Annotated in this window: 22 protein-coding genes; 10 read left to right on the plus strand and 12 right to left on the minus strand. The window is 61.6% G+C overall.

Annotated elements, in window-relative coordinates; translation table 11 throughout:
* Positions 1-310: 310 nt before the first annotated feature.
* The 4 genes from purM (at position 311) to VF672_RS13350 (ending at position 3,222) form a co-directional block, all read left to right on the plus strand.
* Positions 311-1,369 carry a phosphoribosylformylglycinamidine cyclo-ligase gene (purM, locus tag VF672_RS13335; protein WP_331105056.1) on the plus strand — a complete coding sequence of 353 codons (1,059 nt, stop codon included), beginning with the start codon at positions 311-313 and terminating at the stop codon, positions 1,367-1,369.
* Between the two features lie 8 nt (positions 1,370-1,377).
* The gene (gene purN, locus VF672_RS13340; RefSeq protein ID WP_331105089.1) at positions 1,378-2,028 is read left to right on the plus strand and encodes a phosphoribosylglycinamide formyltransferase; all 651 of its coding nucleotides are present in this window, start codon (positions 1,378-1,380) and stop codon (positions 2,026-2,028) included.
* Between the two features lie 8 nt (positions 2,029-2,036).
* Positions 2,037-2,753, plus strand: coding sequence for a DUF3108 domain-containing protein (locus VF672_RS13345; protein ID WP_331105057.1), 717 nt, complete (start codon positions 2,037-2,039; stop codon positions 2,751-2,753).
* 280 nt (positions 2,754-3,033) lie between these two features.
* Positions 3,034-3,222 carry a hypothetical protein gene (locus VF672_RS13350; protein WP_331105058.1) on the plus strand — a complete coding sequence of 63 codons (189 nt, stop codon included), beginning with the start codon at positions 3,034-3,036 and terminating at the stop codon, positions 3,220-3,222.
* Positions 3,223-3,498: 276 nt separating this feature from the next.
* Here the strand turns inward: VF672_RS13350 and VF672_RS13355 are convergent, their stop codons facing one another.
* The 7 genes from VF672_RS13355 to VF672_RS13385 form a co-directional block, all read right to left on the minus strand.
* Positions 3,499-4,041, minus strand: coding sequence for a DUF2058 domain-containing protein (locus VF672_RS13355; RefSeq protein ID WP_331105059.1), 543 nt, complete (start codon positions 4,039-4,041; stop codon positions 3,499-3,501).
* Positions 4,042-4,067: 26 nt separating this feature from the next.
* Positions 4,068-4,901 carry a nucleoside triphosphate pyrophosphohydrolase gene (gene mazG / locus VF672_RS13360; RefSeq protein WP_331105060.1) on the minus strand — a complete coding sequence of 278 codons (834 nt, stop codon included), beginning with the start codon at positions 4,899-4,901 and terminating at the stop codon, positions 4,068-4,070.
* A 199-nt stretch (positions 4,902-5,100) separates the two neighbouring features.
* Positions 5,101-7,344: a GTP diphosphokinase gene (gene relA / locus VF672_RS13365; RefSeq protein WP_331105061.1), complete on the minus strand. Its 2,244-nt coding sequence runs from the start codon at positions 7,342-7,344 to the stop codon at positions 5,101-5,103.
* A gap of 156 nt (positions 7,345-7,500) precedes the next feature.
* Complete coding sequence (gene rlmD, locus VF672_RS13370; protein ID WP_331105062.1) at positions 7,501-8,856, minus strand: 23S rRNA (uracil(1939)-C(5))-methyltransferase RlmD; 1,356 nt, start codon at positions 8,854-8,856, stop codon at positions 7,501-7,503.
* A complete protein-coding gene (gene cysM / locus VF672_RS13375; protein ID WP_331105063.1) occupies positions 8,856-9,758 on the minus strand; it encodes a cysteine synthase CysM in 903 nt (300 codons plus the stop codon). Before cysM ends, rlmD begins: the two co-directional genes overlap by 1 nt.
* Before the next feature lie 326 nt (positions 9,759-10,084).
* A complete protein-coding gene (locus VF672_RS13380; RefSeq protein WP_331105064.1) occupies positions 10,085-11,473 on the minus strand; it encodes a sensor histidine kinase in 1,389 nt (462 codons plus the stop codon).
* Complete coding sequence (locus VF672_RS13385; RefSeq protein ID WP_331105065.1) at positions 11,466-12,212, minus strand: response regulator transcription factor; 747 nt, start codon at positions 12,210-12,212, stop codon at positions 11,466-11,468. Before VF672_RS13385 ends, VF672_RS13380 begins: the two co-directional genes overlap by 8 nt.
* Before the next feature lie 416 nt (positions 12,213-12,628).
* On the opposite strand from VF672_RS13385, the gene VF672_RS13390 reads away from it, so the two are divergent.
* The 4 genes from VF672_RS13390 (at position 12,629) to VF672_RS13405 (ending at position 17,425) form a co-directional block, all read left to right on the plus strand.
* Positions 12,629-15,382, plus strand: coding sequence for a response regulator (locus VF672_RS13390; RefSeq protein ID WP_331105066.1), 2,754 nt, complete (start codon positions 12,629-12,631; stop codon positions 15,380-15,382).
* 132 nt (positions 15,383-15,514) lie between these two features.
* The gene (locus tag VF672_RS13395) at positions 15,515-16,501 is read left to right on the plus strand and encodes a 2-hydroxyacid dehydrogenase (RefSeq protein ID WP_331105067.1); all 987 of its coding nucleotides are present in this window, start codon (positions 15,515-15,517) and stop codon (positions 16,499-16,501) included.
* A gap of 85 nt (positions 16,502-16,586) precedes the next feature.
* Entirely contained in the window at positions 16,587-17,024 is a 438-nt protein-coding gene (locus VF672_RS13400) for a hypothetical protein (protein ID WP_331105068.1), read from the plus strand.
* Positions 17,021-17,425: an META domain-containing protein gene (locus VF672_RS13405; protein WP_331105069.1), complete on the plus strand. Its 405-nt coding sequence runs from the start codon at positions 17,021-17,023 to the stop codon at positions 17,423-17,425. Before VF672_RS13400 ends, VF672_RS13405 begins: the two co-directional genes overlap by 4 nt.
* 174 nt (positions 17,426-17,599) lie before the next feature.
* On the opposite strand, the gene VF672_RS13410 is transcribed toward VF672_RS13405, so the two are convergent.
* From VF672_RS13410 to VF672_RS13420, 3 genes are read right to left on the minus strand one after another with little or no spacing between them, the layout of a single operon-like run.
* Positions 17,600-18,637, minus strand: a complete 1,038-nt coding sequence (locus tag VF672_RS13410) for a hypothetical protein (RefSeq protein WP_331105070.1) — start codon at positions 18,635-18,637, stop codon at positions 17,600-17,602.
* Positions 18,634-20,601: a hypothetical protein gene (locus tag VF672_RS13415; protein ID WP_331105071.1), complete on the minus strand. Its 1,968-nt coding sequence runs from the start codon at positions 20,599-20,601 to the stop codon at positions 18,634-18,636. The genes VF672_RS13410 and VF672_RS13415 overlap by 4 nt, the downstream gene beginning before the upstream one ends.
* Positions 20,601-21,494 (minus strand): SH3 domain-containing protein, encoded by an 894-nt coding sequence (locus VF672_RS13420; protein ID WP_331105072.1) that lies wholly within the window; start codon positions 21,492-21,494, stop codon positions 20,601-20,603. The genes VF672_RS13415 and VF672_RS13420 overlap by 1 nt, the downstream gene beginning before the upstream one ends.
* A 737-nt stretch (positions 21,495-22,231) precedes the next feature.
* On the opposite strand from VF672_RS13420, the gene VF672_RS13425 reads away from it, so the two are divergent.
* The gene (locus VF672_RS13425; protein WP_331105073.1) at positions 22,232-22,636 is read left to right on the plus strand and encodes a nuclear transport factor 2 family protein; all 405 of its coding nucleotides are present in this window, start codon (positions 22,232-22,234) and stop codon (positions 22,634-22,636) included.
* Between the two features lie 138 nt (positions 22,637-22,774).
* Here the strand turns inward: VF672_RS13425 and VF672_RS13430 are convergent, their stop codons facing one another.
* Entirely contained in the window at positions 22,775-23,878 is a 1,104-nt protein-coding gene (locus VF672_RS13430) for a Gfo/Idh/MocA family oxidoreductase (RefSeq protein ID WP_331105074.1), read from the minus strand.
* 222 nt (positions 23,879-24,100) lie between these two features.
* Between VF672_RS13430 and VF672_RS13435 the strand changes: the two genes are divergently transcribed.
* A complete protein-coding gene (locus VF672_RS13435) occupies positions 24,101-25,321 on the plus strand; it encodes an MFS transporter (protein WP_331105075.1) in 1,221 nt (406 codons plus the stop codon).
* A gap of 1 nt (position 25,322) precedes the next feature.
* Here the strand turns inward: VF672_RS13435 and VF672_RS13440 are convergent, their stop codons facing one another.
* A complete protein-coding gene (locus VF672_RS13440) occupies positions 25,323-26,210 on the minus strand; it encodes a LysR family transcriptional regulator (protein WP_331105090.1) in 888 nt (295 codons plus the stop codon).
* Positions 26,211-26,313: the final 103 nt, after the last annotated feature.

Here is a 26,313-nt window from a genome sequence, read left to right on the forward strand (position 1 = left end):
AGTATTCCCGCTGGGTAAAAAGGCAGCGCTATAAACAGCTGCATGAACATGAGTGACCCGACTCTGACCGCAGGCGCGTGCGAATCGCTCACTCAGGCGCCAACGTTACACCGGATCCTCCCGGCGACGAACGGGTGCGTCGGGATAAACCGGGTTATTTTTTCTTCACGGTGGTCCTGCCCGTCGGCCCAAGGATGGTCGCTTGCGCCCAACCCTGATAAAATCGCGCGCCTTCGCAGACCGGCGATGACACGACCCCCGCGTCGTTACCACTCGGTCGTTACCCGAATCCCCCCTAAAGGCCTGGATCATGAGCAAGCAACCCTCCCTGAGCTACAAAGACGCCGGTGTTGACATCGACGCCGGTGAAGCGCTGGTCGAACGCATCAAGAGCGTCGCCAAGCGCACCAAGCGCCCGGAAGTGATGGGCGGCCTCGGGGGCTTCGGCGCTCTGTGTGAAATCCCGGCCGGCTACAAGCAGCCTGTTCTGGTCAGCGGCACCGACGGCGTCGGCACCAAGCTGCGTCTGGCGCTGAACCTCAACAAACACGACACCATCGGTATCGACCTGGTCGCCATGTGCGTCAACGATCTGGTGGTCTGCGGCGCTGAACCGCTGTTCTTCCTCGACTACTACGCCACCGGCAAACTGAACGTCGACACCGCAGCTCAAGTGGTCACCGGCATCGGCGCGGGCTGCGAACTGGCCGGTTGCTCGCTGGTGGGCGGTGAAACCGCTGAAATGCCAGGCATGTATGAAGGCGAAGACTACGACCTGGCCGGTTTCTGCGTCGGCGTCGTGGAGAAAGCCGACATCATTGACGGCTCCAAGGTGGCTGCAGGCGATGCACTGATCGCCCTGCCTTCTTCCGGTCCGCACTCCAACGGCTACTCGCTGATCCGCAAGATCATCGAAGTGTCGGGTGCCGACATCGAAACCATCCAGCTCGACGGCAAGCCGCTGACCGACCTGCTGATGGCCCCCACCCGCATTTACGTCAAGCAGCTGCTCAAGCTGATCAAAGACACCGGCGCGGTGAAAGCCATGGCCCACATCACCGGCGGCGGCCTGCTGGACAACATTCCGCGCGTGTTGCCTGAAGGCGCACAGGCCGTCGTCGACGTGGCCAGCTGGACCCGTCCGTCGGTCTTCGACTGGTTGCAGGAAAAAGGCAACGTTGACGAGCACGAAATGCACCGCGTGCTGAACTGCGGCGTGGGCATGGTCATCTGCGTCGCCCAGGAACACGTCGACGCCTCGCTCAATGCCCTGCGTGAAGCAGGCGAGCAACCATGGGTGATCGGCCAGATCGGCACGGCTGCCGAAGGCGCTGCACAAGTCGAGCTGAAGAACGTCAAGGCTCATTAATGCCCGACATGCCCCAACCCTGTGACGTGGTGGTGCTGCTGTCAGGCACCGGCGGTAACCTGCAGGCAATGATCGACAGCTTTCAGGACAGCGCGAGCCCTGCGCGCATTCGTGCGGTGATATCCAACCGCGCCGATGCGTTCGGCCTTGAGCGTGCCGCCCGTGCAGGGATCGACACCTGCGTGCTCGATCACACCGGCTACGAAGGTCGCGAGGCCTTCGATGCGGCGCTGATCGAGGCCATCGATTCGTTTCAGCCGTCGCTGGTCGTCCTTGCCGGCTTCATGCGCATCCTCACGCCCGGGTTCGTCCGCCACTACCATGGCCGTCTGCTGAACATTCACCCGTCCCTGCTTCCGCTGTATAAAGGGCTGCACACTCATCAGCGCGTGCTGGACGCCGGTGACGCCGAACATGGCTGCAGCGTGCACTTTGTCACCGAGGAACTCGATGGGGGGCCTCTGGTCGTACAGGCAGTTGTTTCTGTAGAGTTGCACGACACACCCGCCACGCTGGCCCAGAGGGTTCACGCTCAGGAACACCTGATCTATCCACTGGCCATTCGCTGGTTCGCCGAAGGCCGCTTGACCCTCGACGAACATCGCGCCTCACTGGACGCTCAGCCCTTAGGGCCCAGCGGCCACTTGATCCGACATTAGGAGATATTATGCGTCGCGCTTTGCTCTTCGCTTTCGCTCTGTTCGCACTTCCCGCAGTCAACGCGGCAGACCTTCAACCTTTCTCCGCCAGCTACACCGCTGACTGGAAACAACTGCCCATGAGCGGTGGCAGCGCCAGCCGCAGCCTCGAGAAGAACGCCAACGGCAACTGGACCCTCAGCTTCAAGGCCTCGATGATGATCGCCAGCCTGACCGAGGTCAGCACGATCAAAGTCGACAAGGACCAGCTCCTGCCGCAGACCTATCACTTCGAACGTGGCGGCCTGGGCAAGAGCAAGACAGTGGATCTGGTGTTCGACTGGCCGACCAAGTTCATCACCGGTTCGGACCGTGGCAATGCGGTGAAAATCCCGCTGAATGCCGGCGTCCTGGACAAGTCCACCTACCAGCTTGCGCTGCAGCATGATGTGGCTGCCGGCAAGAAGAGCATGTCGTATCAGGTGGTCGACGGTGACGAAATCGACACCTATGACTTCCGCGTGCTGGGCACCGAGAAGGTCGACACCAAGGTGGGTTCTGTCGATTCCATCAAGGTAGAACGCGTGCGTGATCCGACGCAGAACAAGCGCATCACCGTGATGTGGTTCGCCAAGGACTACGACTTCCTGCTGGTTCGCCTGCAACAGGTTGAAACCGACGGCAAGGAATACAACATCATGCTGCAGGACGGCACGGTGAACGGTAAGTCGGTCAAAGGCAGCTGATCCAGCCCCTGAAGCTGAACGCAACATCCGACCCCGCCTCCATGGCGGGGTTTTTATTGGGGTCTGGGATACATCATACCAACATGAAACATTCTTCATGGCCTCCGAACGAGTGCGACAAAACGCCGCACACCCTTCAATTACAAGCATTTAGGGCACTGTTACGGATCCGGTAAATAACTGTTGCCGGATGTGCGCGTTTACTAAGCCGGCTACCAAAACCTATAAAGAAGGCCTGCGACGTCCTGCCGCAGATATCCAAGAGTCAGGAGTTTGCACTATGACCGTAACTGTTACTGAACGCGACGACGCCCATATCTCCCACGAAGCTATTGCCGATGGCATCCAGATCTGGGATGTCCGCCAACAAGACCAGCTGGTAGGGATGTTTCATCACGAATCGGACGCACAGCGTTACGCAGCAGAGCTTGCCGCGCTAGAAGCAAAGCAGCAGGCCAGTCATTCGTAATTTTGGAATCGCAGCAAAACAAAACCCGCCTCTTGGCGGGTTTTGTTGTTTCCGGACACTGCGCTGAGGCCAATGGCCAGATGTGCATGCGGTCAAACGTATCTGTAGGAGCCGGCTTGCTGGCGAATGCAATATGTCACTCACCACCGTGGCAACTGGCACCAAGGGTTCGCCAGCAAGCCGGCTCCTACAGAAGCGGCGTCGTATCAGTTACATCAAGACGCCGAGCAGCGCCTTTCGCTGACAGGCGACCACGAGCACAGCCGCAGACGGCCATCACCACATCAGATCATCCGGGATCTTGTACGCGGCGTACGGATCGTCGCCGTCCGGCTCGTCGGTCGGGGCGCTGAGCATGACGATGCGGCGCGGGTCGCGCTCTTGCACCTTGAGGGCTGCCTCGCGGGGGATCACCTCGTAGGTGCCGCCGTGGTGGACGATGGCCAGCGAACCGTTGCTCAGCTTGCTGCGCATCAAGGCGTTGACCGAGAGGCGCTTGACTTTCTTGTCGTCAACGAAGTTGTAGTAGTCCTCGGTGGTCAGCTTCGGCAAACGCGTGGCTTCGATCAACTGCTTGACCTGGGCGGCGCGGGCTTTCTGCTCGATTTTTTCCTGCTGCTGACGGTTCAGCTCCTGGTCGCGCCGGGCTTTCTCGGCCATTGCTTCCTGAGCCGCACGCTGATCGGTGTCGTCCGCCACTGCCTGGCCCTTGTGCACCAGACGCTGTACCTTCTGTTTGCTCTTGGTCGCCTGCTTGGCCTGCTTTTCATTGACCAGGCCAGCTTTCAGCAATTGGTCACGAAGGGAAATACCCGCCATCTGTCTTCTCTCTCTAAATAGTCAACTCAACCGCAGTTGGGCGTGATCTTTTCCTGACGCTTGGCTTCGCCCCAGAGCGCATCCATCTCTTCGAGGCTGCAATCTTCAATGGGGCGCCGGGTGTCGCGCAAGGCCTGTTCGATAAATCTGAAGCGCCGCTCGAACTTAGCGTTGGCGGCGCGCAGGGCATTTTCCGGATCGACCTTGAGGTGCCGGGCCAGATTGACGGCGGCGAACAGCAAGTCGCCGACTTCTTCGGTGATGGCCGCGCTGTCGTTGTCAGCCATGGCTTCAAGGACTTCGTCGAGCTCCTCGCGCACGTTGTCGACCACGGGCAGCGCATCCGGCCAGTCGAACCCGACCTGCGCGGCGCGTTTCTGCAGCTTCGCCGCCCGAGACAACGCAGGCAGTACGCCCGGGACGTCATCGAGCAGGGAAAGCTGCTCCGGGACGTCGGCCTTTTCGGCACGCTCCTCGGCCTTGATTTGCTCCCAGCGATGCTTGACCTGCTCTTCGCTGAGGCGCGGCGTCTCCAGCGGCGCGTACAGATCGCCCGTCGGGAACACGTGGGGATGGCGGCGAATCAGTTTGCGGGTGATGCCGTCGACCACGCCGTCGAACTCGAACCGCCCTTCTTCCCGCGCCAGCTGGCAGTAATACACCACCTGAAACAGCAGATCGCCGAGCTCACCGCGCAAGTCGTCGAAGTCGCCGCGCTCAATGGCATCGGCGACTTCGTAGGCCTCTTCGAGGGTGTGCGGCACGATGCTCGCGTAGGTTTGCTTCACGTCCCACGGACAGCCGAATTGCGGATCACGCAAGCGAGCCATGAGGGTGAGCAGGTCTTGGAGGCTATACATGGGGTCTCTCTTCGTTCGCAGCTGTAAGCGACAAGCCACAAGCTTCACGTTATCCGCGTACGGCTTGAAGCTGATCGTTCCCACGCTCTGCGTGGGAATGCCCGCCTGGACGCTCTGCGTTCCACGAGTGACGCGGAGCGTCACGGACTGCGTTCCCACGCAGAGCGCGGGAACGATCAGCGCAGACAACACAGCACCTTCACGGCGTCCTGTTGCGCCGCGTTTCGATGATGTTCGGCAGTTGCGAGATGCGCCCCAGCAGTCGGCCCAGCGCGTCCAGGCCGGGGATCTCGATGGTCAGGGACATGAGCGCGGTGTTGTCTTCCTTGTTCGAGCGGGTGTTGACCGCCAGCACGTTGATGCGCTCGTTGAGCAGTATCTGCGAGACGTCGCGCAACAGGCCCGACCGGTCGTAGGCGCGGATGATGATGTCCACCGGGTAGGTGAGCACCGGCACCGGGCCCCAGCTGACCTGAATGATCCGCTCAGGCTCGCGCCCGCCCAGTTGCAGCACCGAGGCGCAGTCCTGACGGTGAATGCTTACGCCGCGGCCCTGGGTGATGTAACCGACGATCGCATCGCCGGGCAATGGCTGGCAGCAGCCGGCCATTTGCGTCATCAGGTTGCCGACGCCCTGAATCTGGATGTCGCCGCGCTTGCCCGGCTTGTAACCGGTGGCCTTGCGCGGGATCAGCTCCAGTTGCTCGTTGCCGCGTTCCGGCTCGACCAGTTGCTGGGCCAGGTTGACCAGTTGGGCAATGCGCAGGTCGCCGGCACCGAGGGCCGCGAACATGTCTTCGGCGATCTTCATGTTGGCCTTCTCGGCCAACTTGTCGAAGTCCACCTGCGGCAATGCCAGACGTGCGAGCTCGCGTTCCAGCAGCACCTTGCCGGCGGCGACGTTCTGGTCGCGCGCCTGCAGCTTGAACCAGTGGACGATCTTCGCCCGCGCCCGGGACGTTGTGATGTAACCCAGGTTGGAGTTCAACCAGTCGCGGCTCGGCGTGCCGTGCTTGCTGGTGATGATCTCAACCTGCTCGCCGGTCTGCAGGCTGTAGTTGAGCGGCACGATGCGCCCGTTGATCTTGGCGCCACGGCAGTTATGACCGATCTCGGTGTGCACGCGATAGGCGAAGTCCAGCGGCGTCGCGCCTTTGGGCAAGTCGATTGCGTGGCCGTCCGGGGTGAACACGTAAACCCGGTCAGGCTCGATGTCGACCCGCAGCTGTTCGGCCAGCCCGCCGATGTCGCCCAGCTCTTCGTGCCACTCAAGCACCTGACGCAGCCAGGAGATTTTCTCTTCGTAGTGATTGGAGCCGGATTTGACGTCAGTGCCCTTGTACTTCCAGTGCGCACAGACGCCCAGCTCGGCCTCTTCGTGCATGGCGTGGGTGCGGATCTGCACTTCCAGCACCTTGCCTTCCGGGCCGATCACCGCGGTGTGCAGCGAGCGATAGCCGTTTTCCTTGGGATTGGCGATGTAGTCGTCGAATTCTTTCGGGATATGCCGCCACAATGTGTGGACGATGCCGAGCGCGGTGTAGCAATCGCGCATCTCGGGCACCAGCACGCGAACGGCGCGAACGTCGTAGATCTGGCTGAATTCCAGGCCTTTGCGCTGCATCTTTCGCCAGATCGAGTAAATGTGCTTGGCCCGACCACTGATGTCCGCCGTGACGCCGGTGGCCAGCAGTTCGTTCTCAAGCTGCGACATCACGTCGGTGATGAAGCGCTCGCGATCAAGGCGGCGCTCGTGCAGCAGCTTGGCGATCTGCTTGTACTGCTCCGGCTCCAGGTAGCGGAAGGACAGGTCCTCCAGCTCCCATTTGATGTGGCCGATGCCCAGGCGGTGGGCCAGCGGCGCGTAGATGTCGAAGACTTCACGGGCGACGCGGTTGCGCTTTTCATCGTCGGTGTTTTTCACCGCACGGATGGCGCAGGTGCGTTCGGCCAGTTTAATCAGCGCCACGCGCACGTCATCGACCATGGCCACCAGCATCTTGCGCAGGTTTTCGACCTGGGCCTGCGTGCCGAGCACCAGCGACTGCCGCGGGCTGAGACTGGCGCTGATCGCTGCCATGCGCAGCACGCCGTCGATAAGCTTGGCGACGGTGGGGCCAAAGCGCTGGTTGACGTCGGGCAGCGAGATCTTGCCTTCGCGCACGCCGCGATAAATCACGGCGGCCACGAGGGAATCCTGGTCCAGCTTGAGGTCGGCCAGGATTTCGGCGATTTCCAGGCCCGTCTGAAAACTCGACGTGCCCTCCGCCCAGAGGTTCTTGGCGGCGTTGTCCTGCTGCTCGGCAACCCGGGCAAATTCACAGGCCTCTTTCAAGGCCTGTCGGTCCACTGCCAGGTCGACGCTGACCACGTGATCCAGCCACGCGTCGAGGTTGATACTGCCGTCTGTGTTTATCGGCTGGTGGGGTCTCACCTGTACCATGTTGCTTACCTTCCCTACGGCGCGATGAAATGCGCCATCAGTCGCCAGCCTTCTTGAGCGCGTGCGCCTTGCGGGCCATGCAAGGTCGTGGACGCGCGGGCCAGTCGGATTAAACGAGACTCCATGTAAGGCGACGTCAGGTCCTGAGCCGTCGCCTTACTTGCTCGCTTCAAATAACGCCATTGCCTCGACATGCGCTGTCTGCGGGAACATATCGAGGATTCCGGCACGTTTTAAACGGTAGCCCTGCTTGATCAATTCAACCGTGTCGCGCGCCAGCGTTGCCGGGTTGCAGGACACGTAAAGGACGCGCTGTGCGCCCAGAGCATTCAGTTTGCCGACTGCCTCGAACGCTCCGTCACGCGGCGGATCGAGCAGCACTGCGGCGAAACCTTCCGCCACCCAGGCCGCCTTGTCCAGTGGCTGCGACAGATCGGCCTGATAAAACTTCACATTGCTTAAACCGTTGCTCGCCGCGTTGGCCGTCGCCCGCTCAACCATGGCGTCGACGCCCTCCACTGCCACCACCTGGCGCGTCATTTGCGCCAGCGGTAGCGCGAAGTTACCAAGCCCGCAGAACAAGTCCAGCACTCGTTCGTCCGCATGCGGCGCGAGCCAGGCCAGGGCCTGTTCGATCATCGCGGTGTTGACCTGGGCGTTGACTTGCACAAAGTCGCCGGGGCGATAGGCCAGTGACAGGTTCCACGGTTCCAGGCGGTAGCCCAGTTCTGCGCAAGGGTCGACCGGCTGTGGCTCGCCCTCGCCGTGCAACCACAGTTGCGCGGCATGGGTTTCGCAAAAGCTTTTGAGGACCGCCAGATCATTCTCGGGCAGCGGCGCGATGTGCCGCAGCAGCACGGCCGTGGCCGATCCGCTGAACAGCTCGACATGGCCCAGCGCTTGAGGTTTGCTCAGACGCCGAAGCATGGGCGCCAGCGCCATCATGATCGGTTGCAAGGCCTGTACCAGCACCGGGCATTGCTCGATGGCAATGATGTCCTGGCTCGCCGCCGCGCGGAACCCGACGTCCAGCCGCTTGGTCCGAACGTCCCAGCGCACCGCGACCCGGGCGCGACGGCGGTAGGCGAATTCTTCGCCGGTCAGCGGCGCCGCCCATTCCTCCGGCTGGACCCCGGCGATGCGGCTCAATTGCTCGGCGAGCATGCTCTGTTTCAGGGCGAGCTGTTCGGCGTGGGGCATGTGCTGAGTGCTGCAGCCACCGCAACGGCCGAAATGCGGGCACGGCGCCGGGCGGCGCAAGGGGCTGGCCTGGAACACGCGCTCAGTGCGGGCTTCGACGACTTTGCCGTGGGCATTGAGTACACGGGCCTCGACTTCCTCGCCGGCCAGACTGCCCATCACAAACCAGGTGCGGCCTTCAACGAAACCGATGCCGCGGCCGTCGTTGGCCAGCCGCTCGATGCTCAGGCGTTGTTTTTTTCCGGTGGGGACCTGCGTGGTCCGGGTGCCGCCGCTGGGCTGGAAACGCAGGCTTGCATCACGCTTGGCCATCAGTTGGGCGCATCGTAGACGCCGGTCGACAGATAACGGTCGCCACGGTCACAAATGATCGCGACCATCACCGCGTTCTCGACTTCCCGGGACAGCCGCAGCATGCCGGCAACCGACCCACCCGACGACACGCCACAGAAAATGCCTTCTTCGCGCGCCAGACGGCGCATGACGTCTTCGGCTTCGGCCTGCCCCATGTCCATGATCCGGTCGACACGGTCGGCCTGATAGATGCTCGGCAGGTATTCGGCTGGCCAGCGACGGATGCCCGGGATCGACGCGCCGTCCATGGGCTGGAGGCCAACGATCTGGATGTTCTGGTTCTGTTCCTTGAGGAAACGCGAGGTGCCCATGATGGTGCCGGTGGTGCCCATGGAGCTGACGAAATGGGTGATCGTGCCGCCCGTTTGCTGCCAGATTTCCGGGCCGGTGCCGACGTAGTGGGCCTGCGGGTTGTCGCCGTTGGCGAACTGGTCGAGTACCTTGCCGTGGCCTTCAGCCTGCATGCGCTCAGCCAGATCACGGGCGCCTTCCATGCCCTCTTCCTTGCTGACCAGGATGAGCTCGGCGCCATAGGCGGTCATCGCCGCCTTGCGTTCGGCACTGGAGTTGTCCGGCATGATCAGGATCATGCGATAACCTTTGATCGCTGCGGCCATGGCCAGGGCGATGCCGGTGTTGCCGGAGGTGGCTTCGATGAGGGTGTCGCCGGGCTGGATCTGCCCGCGCTGTTCGGCACGGGTAATCATCGACAGCGCCGGACGGTCCTTCACGGAACCGGCAGGGTTATTGCCTTCGAGCTTGAGCAGCAACGTGTTGCTGGTGTTCCCGGCCATGCGTTGCAGACGCACCAGCGGGGTGTTGCCGACGCAATCGGCGATGGTTTGATACTGCAGGGTCATGGCGTGTTCGCGATCCAGACGTGCGGGGGTCGCCTATCATACCGGCAATCGTTGCCAGCCCATATCACGCAAAGTGAGGTGGTTATCGCTGAAAGGAATAAGGCGTATCCGGATCGGCAACGCAGAAAGGCAAGAGCAACCGGGGTGGCGCCCCACCTTGCCCGCCAAGGCGGCGTGTCAGGCAATCGCAAGTATCTGTAGGAGCGTGGCTTGTCCCGCGATCTGGCGCGCAGCGGCAGCAGGTCTGCCACCCATGTTTTCCCTGATCCACCGCGCGAACCGATCCCACGACCGGTTCCCGGCCGATCGCGGGACAAGCCACGCTCCTACAAGGGGATTTGCGTCCTGCCCAGATGCCGGGCTGGCAGACGCATGATCATGCGCAGTCCCTGTCCGGTATTCTCCGCCCACAAGTCCCCGCCCTGCAGACGCAACGAGTTGCGGGCGATGCTCAGACCCAGGCCGAAACCGCCGTCACCGGGGCGTGCGCCGTCCAGACGGATGAATGGCGCGAAAATCCGTTCCAGATCACCCTCGTCAATGCCGCCGCCCTGATCTTCCAGCCACAACAGCCAGTCATCGCCGTCGCGACGCCCGTCCAGCCGCACAATGCCGCCTGGCGGTGAATGGCGAATGGCGTTGCGCAGCATGTTTTCCAGCGCTTGCGCCAAGGTGTTGAGGTGGCCACTGACCCAACAGGCGCTGTCCAGATCACAGCGCAACTGACGGGACGGCCAGCAGGTTTCGAAGCAGGCGTCATCCACCAGCATCTCCCACAGCGCCACTACCTGAATGTCCTCGCCGGGCAACTTCTCGCGCTCGGTATCAAGCCAGGCCAATTGCAACGTGTCGTCCACCAGCCGGCGCATGCCGTCCACCTCCCGACTCAGTCGCTCGCGCAGCTCGGGCAGGGTTTGCTCGCTGTCGCACGCCACTCGCAGGCGGCTCAACGGGGTGCGCAGCTCGTGGGACAGATCACGCAATAATTGCTGCTGAACCTGCACCGTCGAATGCAGGCGCGCGGCCATGTGATCGAACGCACGGTTCAGCTCGCCCAGCTCATCGCGGCGCTCGGTCATCTGCGGCGACAGGCGGCTCGACAAACGATCGGCGCGCCAGGCATTGGCCTGTTCCCGCAGTTGGTTGAGCGGCCGAACCAGCAGGCGGTACAGCCCGACGCACAGCAGCAAGGTGAACAGCGCCGGGATCAGCACATTGGTCAGGATTTGCCCGACGAATGCGTAACGACCCGGCTTGAAGCGCTCGGGCAATTCGATCACCAGACTGCCCGCATCCGGGTTAACGGGAAAGGCGATCTTCAACCACGGCAGGGTCTTCTGCCGCGTGCTCATGGGCCAGTCGACGCCGCGCATGAAGGTCAGCCGCTGCGACTCGCTGCGGGTCAGCGGCGTGCTGCCGAGTGACTGCAAATCGCTGCCGATCGCCCCGACCCAGCCGCTTTCCTGCTGACGGATTTGCTTGAGCCATTCGTCGATGCCGCGCTGGCCGCCGGTGTTCCACGATCGTTCGGCCTGCGCCGCGTAACCGCTGAGCACCTGATGGGCCTCGGCATTCAGGTAGGCGTTGCGGGTCTCGATGTAGCGGCCCCAGTACCAACTCAGCCAGATCATCAACAGGCAGAAGCCGACCAGCAGCACGGCCAGTTTCCAGAACAGCGAATGCCGGCCGGGGAGCCGCTTGTGCGAATCAACCATCCAGCACCGCCGCCGTCAGCACGTAGCCTTTGCCCCAGACCGTGCGCAGCTGCCGCGCCTGGTAGCCGACCGCCTTGAGCTTGCGGCGAATCTGGCTGATGTGCATGTCCAGGCTGCGGTCGTGCTGGGAATAGCCGCGCTGCAAGACGTGCTGATAAAGGAAGGCTTTGCTCAGCACGTCTTCGGGGTTGCGCCACAAGGTTTCCAGCAGGCGGTATTCGCTGCCGGTCAGCTGCGCGGGCGCACCTGCAAAAAAGACGTCGCAGCGCCCGTCGTCGAAGGTCAAACCGCCTTCCTCGGGTTTTTCGCTGCCAGCCCCGGGCTCGTTCGCCGTCAGGGCGTGGAAACGTCGTTCAAGGTCGACCCTGCGCAGGATCGCTTCGATGCGCACGCGAAGTTCATCCACGCTAAAGGGCTTGGGCAGGTAATCGTCGGCACCGTTCTGAAAGCCCGTGATGCGGTCGGCCTCGGCGCCCAGGGCGGACATGAGGATGATCGGCATTGTGTGGCGACGGCGCAGATGGGTGAGGATATCGAGGCCGTTCATGCCCGGCAGCAGGATGTCCATCAGCACCACATCGAACGGCTCGCGTTGCGCGCAGGCCAGTCCTTCGGCGCCGTTCTGGCACCAGGTCACCTGAAAACCACAGCGATCGAGCTGATCGTGAACGAAAGCGCCGAGCACGAGATCGTCCTCGATGGCAAGTATGTGGGGGCGGTGAATGCTGGCGGGAGTCATTGGCGTCTGCGATTGATTCTCAAGCCGGCGATTATTCAAGATTGCGCGCGGCGGGGCAATGCTGGCCTGCCGGTGCGTTATGCATCTTCAAGGCTCCCCGCACTGGGTCTCGGCAACGCACGCAATCTTGGCAGTACACAAAATCCGTAGGAGCCGGCTTGCTGGCGAACGCGGTGGATCTGAGAGCAAGATGTCGACTAACCCAATGGGTTCGCCAGCAAGCCGGCTCCTACGAGTCCTGGCCAGCCATAACATCCAGACTGGACTGCGGATCAGCGGCCGACCGTCACCCGTGCGCAGACACCCTACCCACCCGACCGACGCGCAAAATGACTACACTGCGCACTGATTGCGCGCCGCAGGCTGCCTTGGCGCAGTATCGGCGTGAATGCGTGCCGGGTTGATGGAGAACAAGTGTGCTGAAGAAAGTGGGCATCAAAGGCCGCGTCATGCTGCTGACCCTGCTGCCGGCCTGCCTGATGGCGGCCTTGCTGGGAGGGTATTTCACCTGGATGCAGCTAACGGAGTTGCAGACCCAGTTGCTCAAACGGGGCGAGATGATCGCCAACGAGCTGGCGCCGCTGTCGGCCTCGGCATTGGCCACGGGTGACCAGCCGATGCTTGAACGCATCGCCGGGCAAGTGCTGGAGCAGGCTGACGTGCGTGCCGTGTCGTTCCTCGATGCCAACCGGGCGATGTTGGCCCACGCCGGCCCGAGCATGATTAACCAGGCGCCCATCGGCAACAGCTCGCACATGCTGCAGCGCTCTGAAAACGACGCCACGCGTTACCTCATGCCGGTGTTCGGGCGCAGCCGTCACCTGACCGGCGACGTCGTGCCGGCCGAGGCCGACCGGTTGCTGGGTTGGGTCGAACTGGAGCTGTCGCACAATGGCACCCTCCTGCGCGGTTATCGCAGCCTGTTCCTCAGTTTGATCCTGATCGTCATCGGCCTCGGCCTGACCGCCATGCTGGCGCTGCGCATGAGCCGCACCATCAACGGCCCGATCACCCAGATCAAGCACGTCGTCGCCCAGCTCAAGGACGGCAATCTCGAAGCGCGGCTGCCGCCCATGGGCAGTTACGAACTGGACGAACTGGGTTCGGGCATCAACCGCATGGCGGCCACGTTGCAGAACGCCCAGGAAGAATTGCAGCACAGCATCGAGCAGGCCACCGAAGACGTGCGCCAGAACCTTGAAACCATCGAAATCCAGAACATCGAGCTTGACCTGGCGCGCAAGGAAGCCCTGGAAGCCAGCCGGATCAAGTCCGAGTTTCTGGCGAACATGAGCCATGAGATTCGCACGCCGCTCAATGGCATCCTCGGTTTCACCCACTTGCTGCAGAAAAGCGAGCTGACGCCGCGTCAGTACGACTACTTGGGCACCATCGAGAAATCCGCCGACAACCTGCTCAGCATCATCAACGAGATTCTGGATTTCTCCAAAATCGAGGCCGGCAAACTGGTCCTCGATGCGATCCCGTTCAACCTGCGCGATTTGTTGCAGGACACTTTGACCATCCTTGCCCCCGCCGCTCACGCCAAACAGTTGGAGCTGGTGAGCCTGGTGTATCGCGACACGCCGTTGTCGCTGGTGGGCGATCCGCTGCGCCTGCGGCAGATTCTGACCAACCTCGTCAGCAACGCCATCAAGTTCACCCGCGAGGGCACCATCGTGGCGCGGGCGATGCTGGAGGAAGAACAGGACACCACCGTGCAGTTGCGCATCAGCGTGCAGGACACCGGCATCGGCTTGTCCAACCAGGACGTGCGCGCGCTGTTTCAGGCCTTCAGCCAGGCGGACAATTCCCTGTCGCGGCACTCCGGCGGCACCGGGCTGGGGCTGGTGATTTCGAAACGACTGGTCGAGCAGATGGGCGGCGAAATCGGTGTCGAGAGCACGCCCGGCGAAGGTTCTGAGTTCTGGATCAGCCTGACGCTGCCAAAAACCCGAGACGACCTCGAAGACCTGCCCGCCCCGCCGCTGCTGGGCCGTCGCGTGGCCGTGCTGGAGCATCACGACCTGTCGCGGCAGGCGCTTGAGCATCAACTGGAAGACTGCGGCTTGCAGCCCATGGTCTTCAACAATCTGGAAAACCTCATCAATGGCGTGACGGTGGTGCATCAGACGCCCCACGCCATCGACATGGCCGTGCTCGGCGTCACCGCCCACGAGCTGCCGCCCGAGCGTCTGCGCCAGCAGATCTGGGACCTGGAAAACCTCAACTGCAAAGTGCTGGTGCTGTGCCCGACCACCGAACAGGCGCTTTATCAATTTTCCGTGCCGGACGCGTACAACCAGCTACAGGCCAAGCCGGCGTGTACGCGCAAATTGCGTCGCGCGCTGTCGGAATTGATCCAGCCCAAGCAGTTGCGCAACGAGGTGCCGGAGCCGCTGTCGAGCCGGCCGCCGCGCATTCTCTGCGTGGACGACAATCCGGCCAACCTGTTGCTGGTGCAGACCTTGCTCGAAGACATGGGCGCCAAGGTCATGGCCGTGGACAGTGGCTATGCCGCGGTGCAGGCGGTGCAGGACGAACCCTTCGATCTGGTGCTGATGGACGTGCAAATGCCCGGCATGGACGGACGTCAGGCCACCGAGGAAATACGCAGCTGGGAGAGCGACCGCCAGGCCTCTTCGCTGCCGATCGTCGCCCTCACCGCCCACGCCATGGCCAACGAAAAGCGCGCGCTGTTGCAGAGCGGGATGGACGATTATCTGACCAAGCCGATCAGCGAACGCCAACTGGCTCAAGTGGTGTTGAAGTGGACCGGGCTGGCGCTGCGCAATCAGGCGCCGGAGCGGCACGTCGAAATTGCCCAGGGCGCCATCAATCTGCAGGTACTCGATCACGAGGAAGGGCTGCGGCTGGCGGCTGGCAAAGCCGATCTGGCGGCGGACATGCTGGCGATGCTGCTGGCCTCACTTGCCACCGACTGCCAAGCGATACGCAACGCCCGCGAGGCCAAGGATAACGTCGCGTTGATCGAACGCGTCCACCGCCTGCACGGCGCCACCCGTTACTGTGGCGTGCCGCAACTGCGCGCAGCCTGCCAGCGCAGTGAAACGTTGCTGAAGCAGGAATCGGCTGACAGCGACAAGGCACTGGATGAATTGGAGAAGGCCATCGACCGCCTGGAAACCGAGGCCCGCGTGAGCGCTTGATCTGGGTCATCAGGTTGTTGTGCGGTGATCTGTAGGCTGCGATGTTTCGCGAGCAAGCTCACGCCTATCGCGGTTGGAGCCCCTGAGCCACGTTCGACGGAAAACTGCAGGCCCATCTAACAAGGAGCAGCCATGCGCACGCTTATCTACAGCAGCCAGACCTACGACCGCGAAAGCTTCCTTGGCGCGCAGGTGCCGCCCGGCATCGAACTGCATTTCCAGCCCGCGCGGTTGACGCTGGACACGGTGGCGCTCGCCGATCAGTACGAGGTGGTGTGTCCGTTCATCAATGATGACCTGAGCGCGCCGATACTGGAGCAACTGGCGGCGGGCGGCACCCGGCTCATCGCCCTGCGATCGGCGGGTTTCAACCACGTTGATCTGGCCGCCGCTCAGCGCCTTGGCATGGGCGTGGTTCGGGTCCCGGCCTATTCGCCCCATGCCGTGGCCGAACACGCGGTGGCGCTGATCCTCTCGCTCAACCGCCATCTGCACCGTGCCTATAACCGCACCCGCGACGGTGATTTCAGCCTGCACGGGCTGACCGGTTTCGATCTGGTGGGCAAGACCGTCGGCGTGGTCGGCACCGGGCAGATTGGCGCGACATTCGCGCGGATCATGGCAGGCTTCGGCTGCCAATTGCTGGCCTACGATCCGTACCCTAACCCGGAGGTCCAAGCACTGGGCGCCCGCTATCTGCCCCTCGACGAACTGCTCGCCGAAGCACACATCATCAGCCTGCACTGCCCGCTCAACGAGCACACCCGGCATCTGATCAACCCGGACTCGTTATCGCGCATGCAGCGCGGGGCGATGCTGATCAATACCGGTCGCGGGGCGCTGGTCAACACGCCTGCGCTGATTGACGCACTCAAAAGCGGCCAGTTGGGCTACCTCGGGCTGGACGTTTATGAAGAAGAAGCGCAGCTGTTCTTCGAAGACCGTTCGGACCTGCCGCTGCAGGACGATGTGCTGGCCCGCCTGCTGACGTTCCCCAACGTGGTAATCACCGCCCATCAGGCGTTCCTGACCAAAGAAGCCCTCGGCGCCATCGCCCAGACGACGCTGGATAACATCAGCGCCTGGGCCGCAGGCAGCCCGCAGAATGAAGTGCAGTGATGGCCCGTGCTCGCGGCCGCGAACCCGGCGGCAGCGGGCATTCCTCCTCTAAAGTGTTAGCATGCGCGCCTATTTGGAGACCCCCATGGCCGAACACGATTTCCGTTACAGCATGCTCACCCCGCAACACACCCTGATCGAATGCCGAAGCCTGGCGGTTGGTCGCTACCAAGTGACCGGCAACGGCGGCTCGATCAAGCCCGAGGATGTGCTGCTGGTCACGGTCAAGGGCAGCAAAGAGCTGTACATGCGCCTGAACGTTGAAAAAGTCCGCCACCTGATCAACCCGACGGGCCAGTGGGTGGCCGTGGCCAACGGCCCGGCGTTCACCGAGCTGGCGATTCACCAGTGGAAAGTGAACTGCAACGACTGTGGAAAAGAGCGCGACATCGAATTCATGGTCGATGGCAAAGACGGCAAGAAAGCCCTCAAACCCGCCGCCACCGCGCGCATTCAGGAACTGGGCTGGAAGGTCGTCGGCGAAAACCACCTGTGCCCGGCCTGCGCCAAGAAAGCCGCATGAAACCGCTGTTGCTGACGCTGTTGGCAGCCACGCTGCTGGCGGGCTGTGCCAACAACACCGAGGCACTCAAGCAGGACCACGGCTACGTGCTGGAATGGATCGGTGAACGGCCGTTGATCGACAATAGCCACCTGACCATGACCCTGGGTAACGATGGCCGCGCCTACGGCAACGCCGGCTGCAACCACTGGTTCGCGTCGTACCGGCTGGAGGGCGATGCGATCAGCTTCGGCCCGGTCGGCAGCACCCGCAAACTGTGCGCCCCGGCGCTGATGGAACAGGAACGCCGGTTCCTTGAAGCCGTGGGCAAGGTCCAGCGGTGGGACATGTCCCAGACCGCGCAGTTGCGGTTGTGGCCTGCACAGGGCAAACCGTTGCGGTTTTGGCTGGAAGAGAACTAACAAAACTGGCGCAGTCAGCCAGGCGTCGGTGACGAAGACCTCAACTCCGTGGTTTGCGCGCCGGAGTTGGCAGGTGGGGACTCAGCAAGCGGCACCTTGCCGAAACATCCCTTGAGCGTGGTCAGTCCATCGCTCAAGGAAGGTTTGGGAGTGCCGTTGAGAGCAGGCGCGAAACTACAGGGAACTCACCTCCGGATTCAAGCGTTCCAGCACCCGCCTGCCATTGCCGCCGCCGAACACACTCATCAGGTCCATGACCCGCACCGGGTCTTTGGGATCGATGGTCAGTTCGATGCCGTCGTTTTTGCCCTTGAACAGTTTGACCATCAGCTCGCAGCCATCACTGAGCATCGGGGCGTTTTCGCGCATTCCGCTTTCACAGCTTTTCTGCCAGTTATCCAGGCTTTTCTCGAACCAGGCCTGGCGCTGTTTGTCGGCGCTGCCCGCGGTGGGGTCCAAGGGCGTGGCGTAGCGTTGCTGAAGCAATGCACTCCGTTTGACCATGCCCTTGTCCTTGAAGCTGACTTTCAAGTCGCTCAACTCCGCTCGGGCGAATGCGCCTTGCACGCCTTGCACAGCCAGCCCGAGCACCTCATAGCCAGACGATTTATCGCCGTGCTGCAGATCATTGACCGCGCGGTGAAGGCCTTTGACGTTATCCATGCGGTAGCTGGCGCTGAAAGTGAACAGGTCTGGCATGTCCACGAAGGTTTCACCCGTCGCACGAGTGGCGTCGTCGTCCAGGTCCACGGACAGCATGAGGTCGAACGGTTTGAGTTCGTTGCGGCCGCTGCTTAACAACGGGCCGAAACTATTCACGCCTCTCAAACCGCCGCCCATGCCCATCATGCTGGCCATGGCGCCCAGTTCCTGCAGCCCCTGCAGCGAGCCATTGGACGCCTGTACGCCGGTGGCTTCGATGCGCACGCGGGAGCGGCTGTCATTGTTGATCAAGTCGGTGAGAGTGACTTTGTCGGCACGCAAACCGCCTGCCTTGCCCTCACCAAACTCGACGCCCTTTAGCACGACCTTGCCACCCAATGGCGAAGAGCTGACGGAGTCCCAACTGATGGCGCCGCTGAGATGATTGTCATAGACGAAGTCATCGAGGCGCTTCTGGGCCTGCTTGCTGGCGTAGGCACACAAGCCGAAATAGCCCGCAGCGACTATCGCCACAGCGGCAGCAGGGACGAGCAGTCTTTTCTGGATCATTGCGCATCCCCCTCTATATTGCGGTCAGGCCAGGCCTGTTTGATTACCTGGCGCGCCGCGTCGGGTGTCCAGCTGTCGTCGCCCAGTTGCATGCGCATGATTCTGAGTGGATCACGCAAGTCTGTGCAGCCGTCTTCGGTGCAGGCTTGCAGGTAGTTGACCGCCACCAGGGTCAGCGGCAGGTCTTCGCCGTCTCGCTTGACCGGGTCCAGCGTGACCTCGCCTTTGGCCAGGAACCAGCCCTTCTCGGGCTTCAGGTTGGCGCCCACCATGTCCAGCTGCGACTCATAGGGGTAATCGGTTTCCCAACGGCCATCGGTCTTGCCGACTATATGGACGATCTGGCTGTACGCCGCTTTGCCGCCGGCGACCAGACGCGCATACCCTCCTCCGGAAGTGGGTGCATAGCTGACGTCAGTCAGCAGTCGAGACTGGATGTATTTCGAGTCGGTGCTTTCGGTCTTCAGCTGAGCGAATTGCTGAAGTTGGGTCTGGGCCTGATAGCCTGCCTGTTCCTGTTTGCGCTGCTCTTCGTACTGGCGCTGACGGTCGGCCGCCCGTTTTTGCTCGGCCACCTGCGCTTCATGCCTGAACAGATAGTTGTTGGCGTTTTGCGGGTTGAACTGCCAGGTTTTGCTGCTCCAGTTGCGGCTTATGTTTGTTTCATAAAGCCAGCTGTCGCGATCATTCTTGACCACGCCCTGCGCCACATCCCGGACAGCGATGAAGTTAACGTTCGGGGTTTTAGGCTGGACCTGGTCAAGGGCGCCGAGGGCGCTGAATACCGTGGTTTTGATGGTTTCAAGCTGGCGAAAAAGCTCTTGGTTCTCGGTCACGGCCACCAGCGTCGGGCTGCGCGTGTCCCAATAGCCACTCCAGCTGTGAGACGCTTGCAACAGGTAATGCACGCGGCTGGCTGGGTCACTGGCAAGGAGCATCAGGGCGTTTTTCTGATTGTCGAAGCCCACGACAGGTAACTGTGGCGCCTGACTGTTGAACGGCATGCCGTGATGAAAACTGCCTTGATATTCCTTCAGCTTCACCCCGTCCGCCCGCAACAGCACCACGCCTCCCTCGCCGGCCGCGTAGCCATCGGAACCACAGGTCACACCGGTGGATTTGGCACTCACGTACTGAGCGTCACCCTCCGGTTTGTACGTCGTACGAAACAGGCAACCGTTCTGGTCTTTGAGTTCGAAGAAAAAGGTAGCGGCCTTGATCGCGTCGCTCTCAGCCGGCGGCGTCCAGCCGGATACGGCAAACGCCGGCGTCACAGGGGTGGTCGCGGCGGGTGCAGGCGACGCGGGCACCGGCACCGACTCCGACGGTTGTGGCGCCGCAGCAGCAGGCGCAGCGGTGGGCGACGGGACTGGCGCTGCAGCAACAGCCGGGGCAGGCGCAGGCGCAGGAGCAGGAGCAGGAGCAGGAGCAGGCGCAGGCGCAGGCGGTGGGACCGGATTCGCAGCCACGGCCTGGGAAGGCGCGGACGCGGGCGGAGGAACCGGATCAGCAGCCACAGCGGGTGCAGGCGCAACCGGCGCGGGAACCGGGGTTGGCTCGGGGACAGGCGCAGCGGCCACTTCGGCAGGCGATGCGGCCGGCGCGATGGCGCCGGCCACATGGCTGGACCATTCCTCAGCCTTGGCAGCCGAGCCATTGGCAACGAGCTGGCCCTGGGCGTTGTAGCTTTTCCACGTCACGGTGGCAGCACTCGGGCACTGGCTGGCCAGCGGGCCTCCGAGTTTGGGCAGCAGACGCGCCACCGCGTCGTTGTCCGGCTTGCCTGCAAAGGCAAAACGCAGCGCCAGCGGATTCGCGCACCACGGCTGATTGCCGGCGTGATCAATGAATACTTCGACGTTCTCGCCCTTGGAAAACGCCAACCGGTAGGCCGCCGCGTCGGCGCCCGCGCACACGGCGAGCCCCAACAGGGCCAGGGGCAGTTGTTTGCTCACGTTTCTCATCAGATCAGTTCCCAGGCGCCGTCACCCGCCTGACAGGCCTTCACGGTCTGCTTCTCGGCCTGACTGTCCTTGGCTTTCACGTCGTAGGTAATGGTGCGGCAGGTGGTTTGTGCGGTCAGCTTGTCTTCCACCGGTTTGGCATCGATGGCGTCAAGGTCCACGCCTTGCCTGGCGGCGCTGGCAGCGTCGAGGTTGTCCAGGTCAGTGGCGCTGTCGGCGGCGGCTTTCGTAGTCGCACTGCTGGCAACCGCTACGGCTTTGGGCGCGACGGCTTCCACCAGCGGGGCATACACGTAGCCGACGGTGACGCCGCGGCGGCCGACCATGATCCAGTCATTGTGGGTGCGGCCCAGGGCGGTGAATGTCGAGCTCGGGGGCAATCCGCCCACTTTCTCGGCATTGCTGTCCGGGGCGCTGCGCAGGTTGGCGGACTTGATGGCGCGGTAGGGTTTGTTGAGCACGGTCATGTCAGTGACCGGCTGGATCTTCGGGAGGCGTTTGACGGCGACTTGGCGAGATTCGGTTGCGGTACTCACCGGGGTGATTTGCGCGCTGCTACCGCTGTGGTCGGACTGCCATTGGGTGGCCTGGCCGTCTTGATTTCTATTGAGCACTTGCTGGGTTTGCGCAGCGAGGGCCAGTCGGTCTGTTTCATCCATTTTCGCGCCGATGGTTTTACCCAACAATGCGCCGGCCAGGCCGCCGATCAACATCGCTGCGGTTCGCCCGCCGCCCCCGCCAATGCGGCTGCCGATCAGTACGCCCGCGGCACCGCCGATGACCGTGCCAATGTTTTCCTTGTTGGCCCAGTCGCTACCCGACGTGGCGCAACCGGATGAAAAACCGATGCTTAATACGAGCAATACGGCCGTGGCTTTTTTTGCAAAACCCATCGCACAGTCCTCTGGCGTAAAAAGGGATCTGCAGGGATGAGTCAGCTCATTGCACACATAGACCGGTCTTCATCCCTGAAGAAGTGCGCGGATTACACACAAATTCGAAAAGAGTCACAACCGTTTTATGGCCGACAGGCGGTTGTGAGAGAAGGACCGTGAGCTGCGACTGGAGCAAAAGGCCTCAAGGCAAGACTTGGCATTCGGGTCGGCGGGTGGCTTTGGGTCGTTTATGCCGTTCGCGACAGGTAGCAATAGGCCAAGGTACGTGTATCAGAGACTTTTCTGGCCGATTTCTGACGAATCTGGCTAGCCGCTTTGGGTTGGCTTTATTGAAAAACGCTGCTGTCGTTTCGTACACGCGCAGGATCGCGAGGAGCCTTAAGCCAATAGTCGTAAGCTATGAAAGGCGGCCATGCGCCTTCCGCGGACCCAGATCTGCGGTTGCTCCATATGCTTAACAACGACGACTTACGTATAGCAAGTCCTCGGTCAGGTGGGACGGTTTGGCATGAAATGTCGGTTTTTCGGCTTATACGGTTAAATCTCCAAGGCTAGGATGTGCTGCCTACAGCATGTAGAACTCTGAGGCATTGTCCTTTGCTTGCCCTCTCACAACCGGAAATGACGGAATCTGAAGTGCGCTAGAGGCCAACCCTATCGTTGTAAATGTCCGTTAGGACTCGAATGGTCTTTGTTCTGTTTCCTCAAGGCTCAATTTACAATCAGGAATCACTATGAATATTGAAGTAAAAAATAAATCTATCGTACTTAAAGCTTTCGATGCTTTATTCAATCAACGTGACTACGATGCGGCCGAGGCGTATTGGTCTGCGGACTATGTTCAGCACAGCGCGCTTATCCCTCCAGGACGGCAGGGGTTATTTGACTTGATCAAAAGTTTGCCTAATACACTGACGTATGAACCCAGCGTAATAATGGCCGAGGATGACAAAGTGATGGTTCATGGCCGTTTCTCTGGAAACGGTAGTCCGACTGCGCTCATCGCAGTAGACATCGTGCGTCTCGAAAATGGCATCCTGGTCGAACACTGGGACGTGCTTCAGGAGGAGGCCACGACAGTCAGTTCTGCCAGCGGCCTACCGATGTTCGGCGCACGTTTCCCGGAGTCAATTGAGTAAAAGGGCGAGCTGCGACGATCCAATAATGGCCTCTGAGCTTAAATGGCGCTTCGGGGCGGGCACGTGTCCGCCCCGGCTGCGCCAACGGGGTTTCATACTCGTTAGTTCAATAGCGAGGGATTTAACAAGCATGAGTCGTCACACGATCAGTTTCAGGGGAGTTTGAGTCCCGCTCTTTGCTGCATCCAGCAACTGATGCAGGCGCAATGCATCGTTGAACGTTGCCGCCGCATGGGTGCCTTCGGCAACATCCTGCGCATACACGTGATAGAGCTCTGCCAGTTCAAGCACGGCTGACGGCAATGAGGAGGTCGGCAGGCGCTGATAATTCTCAGGAACGGGCAACACTTCCAGCGTCAGGTTATCGCCATGCGCGCCCTCGACCACATAGTCATCACCGACATCGCCAAACGCCGAACGGTTGGTGATTTTCAGATCCCCCTGGTCGCCGGTGATGTCGATCTGCACACCCGAGCCGTTGCGTTTGCCGCCTTCGATGTGGATCGAAATGACGCCACCGTCTTCGAGCATGCCGCTGAGTACGAACTGGTCGGGGGCGGTACTGTCGAGCACTTCACCGGTTTCCTTGATCGTCACTTTCGCGAACTGGTTGACCATCAACCCCGAGACACTTACTGGCCAGCCGGTTGCGGTGAAGAGCATGTCGAGGAAGTGTCCGGCGTAGATGGCAATGACGCTGGAGAAGTTTTCCTCGGGGGCGGTCCAGCGCAGGGCGTTGGGGCGCAGGGCCTGGAAGTAATTCATGCTGACGTGCATCCGCACGGAGCGCACCTTGCCGACGTAGCCTTGTTGCAGCAGGTCTTGCAGGTAGCGGTTGTGCGGCGCGTGGCGGCGTTGCAGGCCGACGATGTGACGCACGCCGGCATCTTTGGCCAGGTGCACCAATTGTTCGGACTCTGCGGTGGTGGTGGTCAACGGCCATTCGCAGTAGACGTCTTTGCCGGCAGCGATGGCGGCGCGCACGGTTTTTTCGTGCTGCGGGGCGGTATTGAGCACCACGACCAGATCGACTTCAGGGTTGTTGACCAACGCGTCGACCGTGTCAGCGATCTGGCTGATGGCGTACTCGCTAGCCACGACTTCGGCGCGTTCACGGCGTTCGCTGTACACCGCTTGCAGGTGATATTGCGGCAACAGGTTCAGCACGCGCAGATGGCCGTGGCGAGCCCAGTTGCCAACGCCAATGATGCCGACGCGAATAGGGGAATGTGCAATTGTCATGGGAATGTTCTCGTAGGGTTTGGCTGACGAGGTGAAGTCTAGGGAGCGCAGCCCCGCTGAAAAACCGGCTAAAGGGCCGAACACTGCGGACAGGAAAGGCGCTAATGGCGGTACGCCTGTTCGATTGCGGAACGATTGATCCGCAGTGATCGGAGCTGCGCACTGTTTTTCTGCAGTGATCAGATACCTAGCATGGCGCCACTCATTACTTGGAGCTTTGCCATGAACGATCTATCTGCATCACCGGCCACCGCTGCGCTCGCGCCAGCGGAGCCGTCCTCCTGGCGCGACTGGCTGTCGGTGTACGCGGTTGCCTTGGGCGCTTTTGCCTTTGTCACCACCGAATATCTGCCGGTCGGCGTCCTGCCGCAAATTGCCAATAGCCTGGGCATCACCGATGGTATGGCCGGGTTGATGGTAACCGTGCCCGGCATGGTAGCGGCAGTGTCGGCGCCGGCAATAATGCTGGGCGCGGGACGCATGAACCGGCGACACCTGTTGCTGCTGTTGACCCTGGTGCTGGTGGCGTCCAACGTGGTTTCGGCGGTGGCATCGTCATTACCGATCATGTTGTTGGGGCGCGGCTTGTTGGGGGTGGCGCTGGGTGGATTCTGGGCGGTGGCGATTGCAGCTGCCGGGCGGTTGGTCAGCGAGTCAAAAGCGGCGAAAGCGACGGCACTGATCTTTGCCGGGATTACCTTGGCGACGGTGTTCGGTGTGCCGTTTGGTACGTTTGTCAGCACGCTGTTTTCATGGCGGATGTCGTTTGCAATGACCGCAGGATTAGCGTTGCTGGCGCTGGCTGCTCAGTGGCTGACGCTACCCTCGCTGCCTTCCCGCGAGGGTTTGAAGGTGCGCGCGCTGTTGGCGTTTTTGTCACGCAGCAATGCCCGCCGCAGCATGCTTTTGCTCGGTACGGTGGTGGCGGCGCATTTCACGGCGTACACCTACATTGCGCCGTTCCTTGGACATGACGCGGGTTTCTCGCCGAGTGCAATCACTGCGATTCTGTTGGGCTTTGGCCTGGTCGGCATGTTGGCGAACTTCGCCATGGCCGGGAGCATCACCACGCACTTGCGAGCGTCGCTGGGCGCCGTGGTGTTGCTGATGGTGATCGCGCAATTGGCCTTGCCCGGGTTGCAGGGTTGGGGCGTGACGTTGGCGGTGCTGGTGTGGGGTGTTGCCTACGGTGCAATTCCGCTGGGCGTGAGCAGCTGGATGCAACTGACGTCGCCGCAACTGCCGGAAGCCAGTTCCGCCATGTTGGTGACCACGTTTCAGGTGGCGATTGCTTCGGGTTCGCTGTTTGGCGGCTTGATGGTTGATCACGCCGGCGTGTCTTCAGCGTTGTGGCTAGGCGCCGCCATCGGTGTGCTTGGTTTGGCGGTGATGCTCAGCTTCGGTCTCGGCAAAGCGCCGATTGCCGAGGCACTGCAACGCTGATTCAAACCTTCAAGATGTTGTCTTTGAAAAAATCGATCAACACTCGCAACCTTGGTGCGGTCTGCTTCGACGCAGGCCAGAGCATCCACAGGTTGCCGGTGTGGTCGGTGTAGTCCGCCAACACCACTTTCAGCCTTCCATCGGCCAACGGCTGACGGATTGAAAAATCCGGCAGGCAGGCAATCCCCACCCCATCCAGCGCCAGATACGTCAGTGGATCCATCGTGGTGCAGGTCATGGCCTTCGATAGATTCGGCTCGATGTGTGTCTCGCCGATGCGCAGCGGCCAACGCTCGATCATCCCGGTGGCCGGAAACTTGTGCAGCAGGCACACGTGGCGTGTCAAATCGTCCGGGTGTGTCGGATCGCCATGGCGTTCCAGATACGCTGGCGATGCCACCAACTGCAATTGATACCCCCCCAGCTTGCGCGCCATCAGCCGCGAATCCTGCGGTGCGCCCGTGCGGATCACCGCGTCGAACCCTTCCTCGATCACGTCCACCATGCGGTCGGACATGTCTACGTCCAGCTCGATGTCCGGGTAGGCACGTATGAACCCGGCCAGTACCGGCATGATCAACACGTTCTGGATCGGCACGCTAACGCGCACCTTGCCGCGCGGGGTAGCGGACAGTTCCAGCAATTCCATTTCTGCCGCTTCCACTTCGCTGAGAATGCGCTTGCAGCGGTCAAGGAACAGCTCGCCTTCGGTGGTCAGGGTGACACTGCGGGTGCTGCGATGGAACAGCCGCACCCCCAGGCGTTCTTCCATGCGCGCCACGCTCTTGCCTACGGCGGAGGATGAGATCTCCAGTAAGCGACTGGCTTCGGTAAAGCTGCGGGTTTCGGCCACATGAATGAAGGCCGTGATGCCGCTGAGGCTGTCCATCATTTGAGATGTACTCGGAGCTGGGAAGGGTCAAGGCATAGTAGAGGCGGGCGGGGAGATTAAAAAGGGAAGTAATAGGGAGCGAGGCGCATTGATTCATCGC

It is taken from the genome of Pseudomonas sp., assembly GCF_036387035.1.
Taxonomy (GTDB): Bacteria; Pseudomonadota; Gammaproteobacteria; order Pseudomonadales; family Pseudomonadaceae; genus Aquipseudomonas.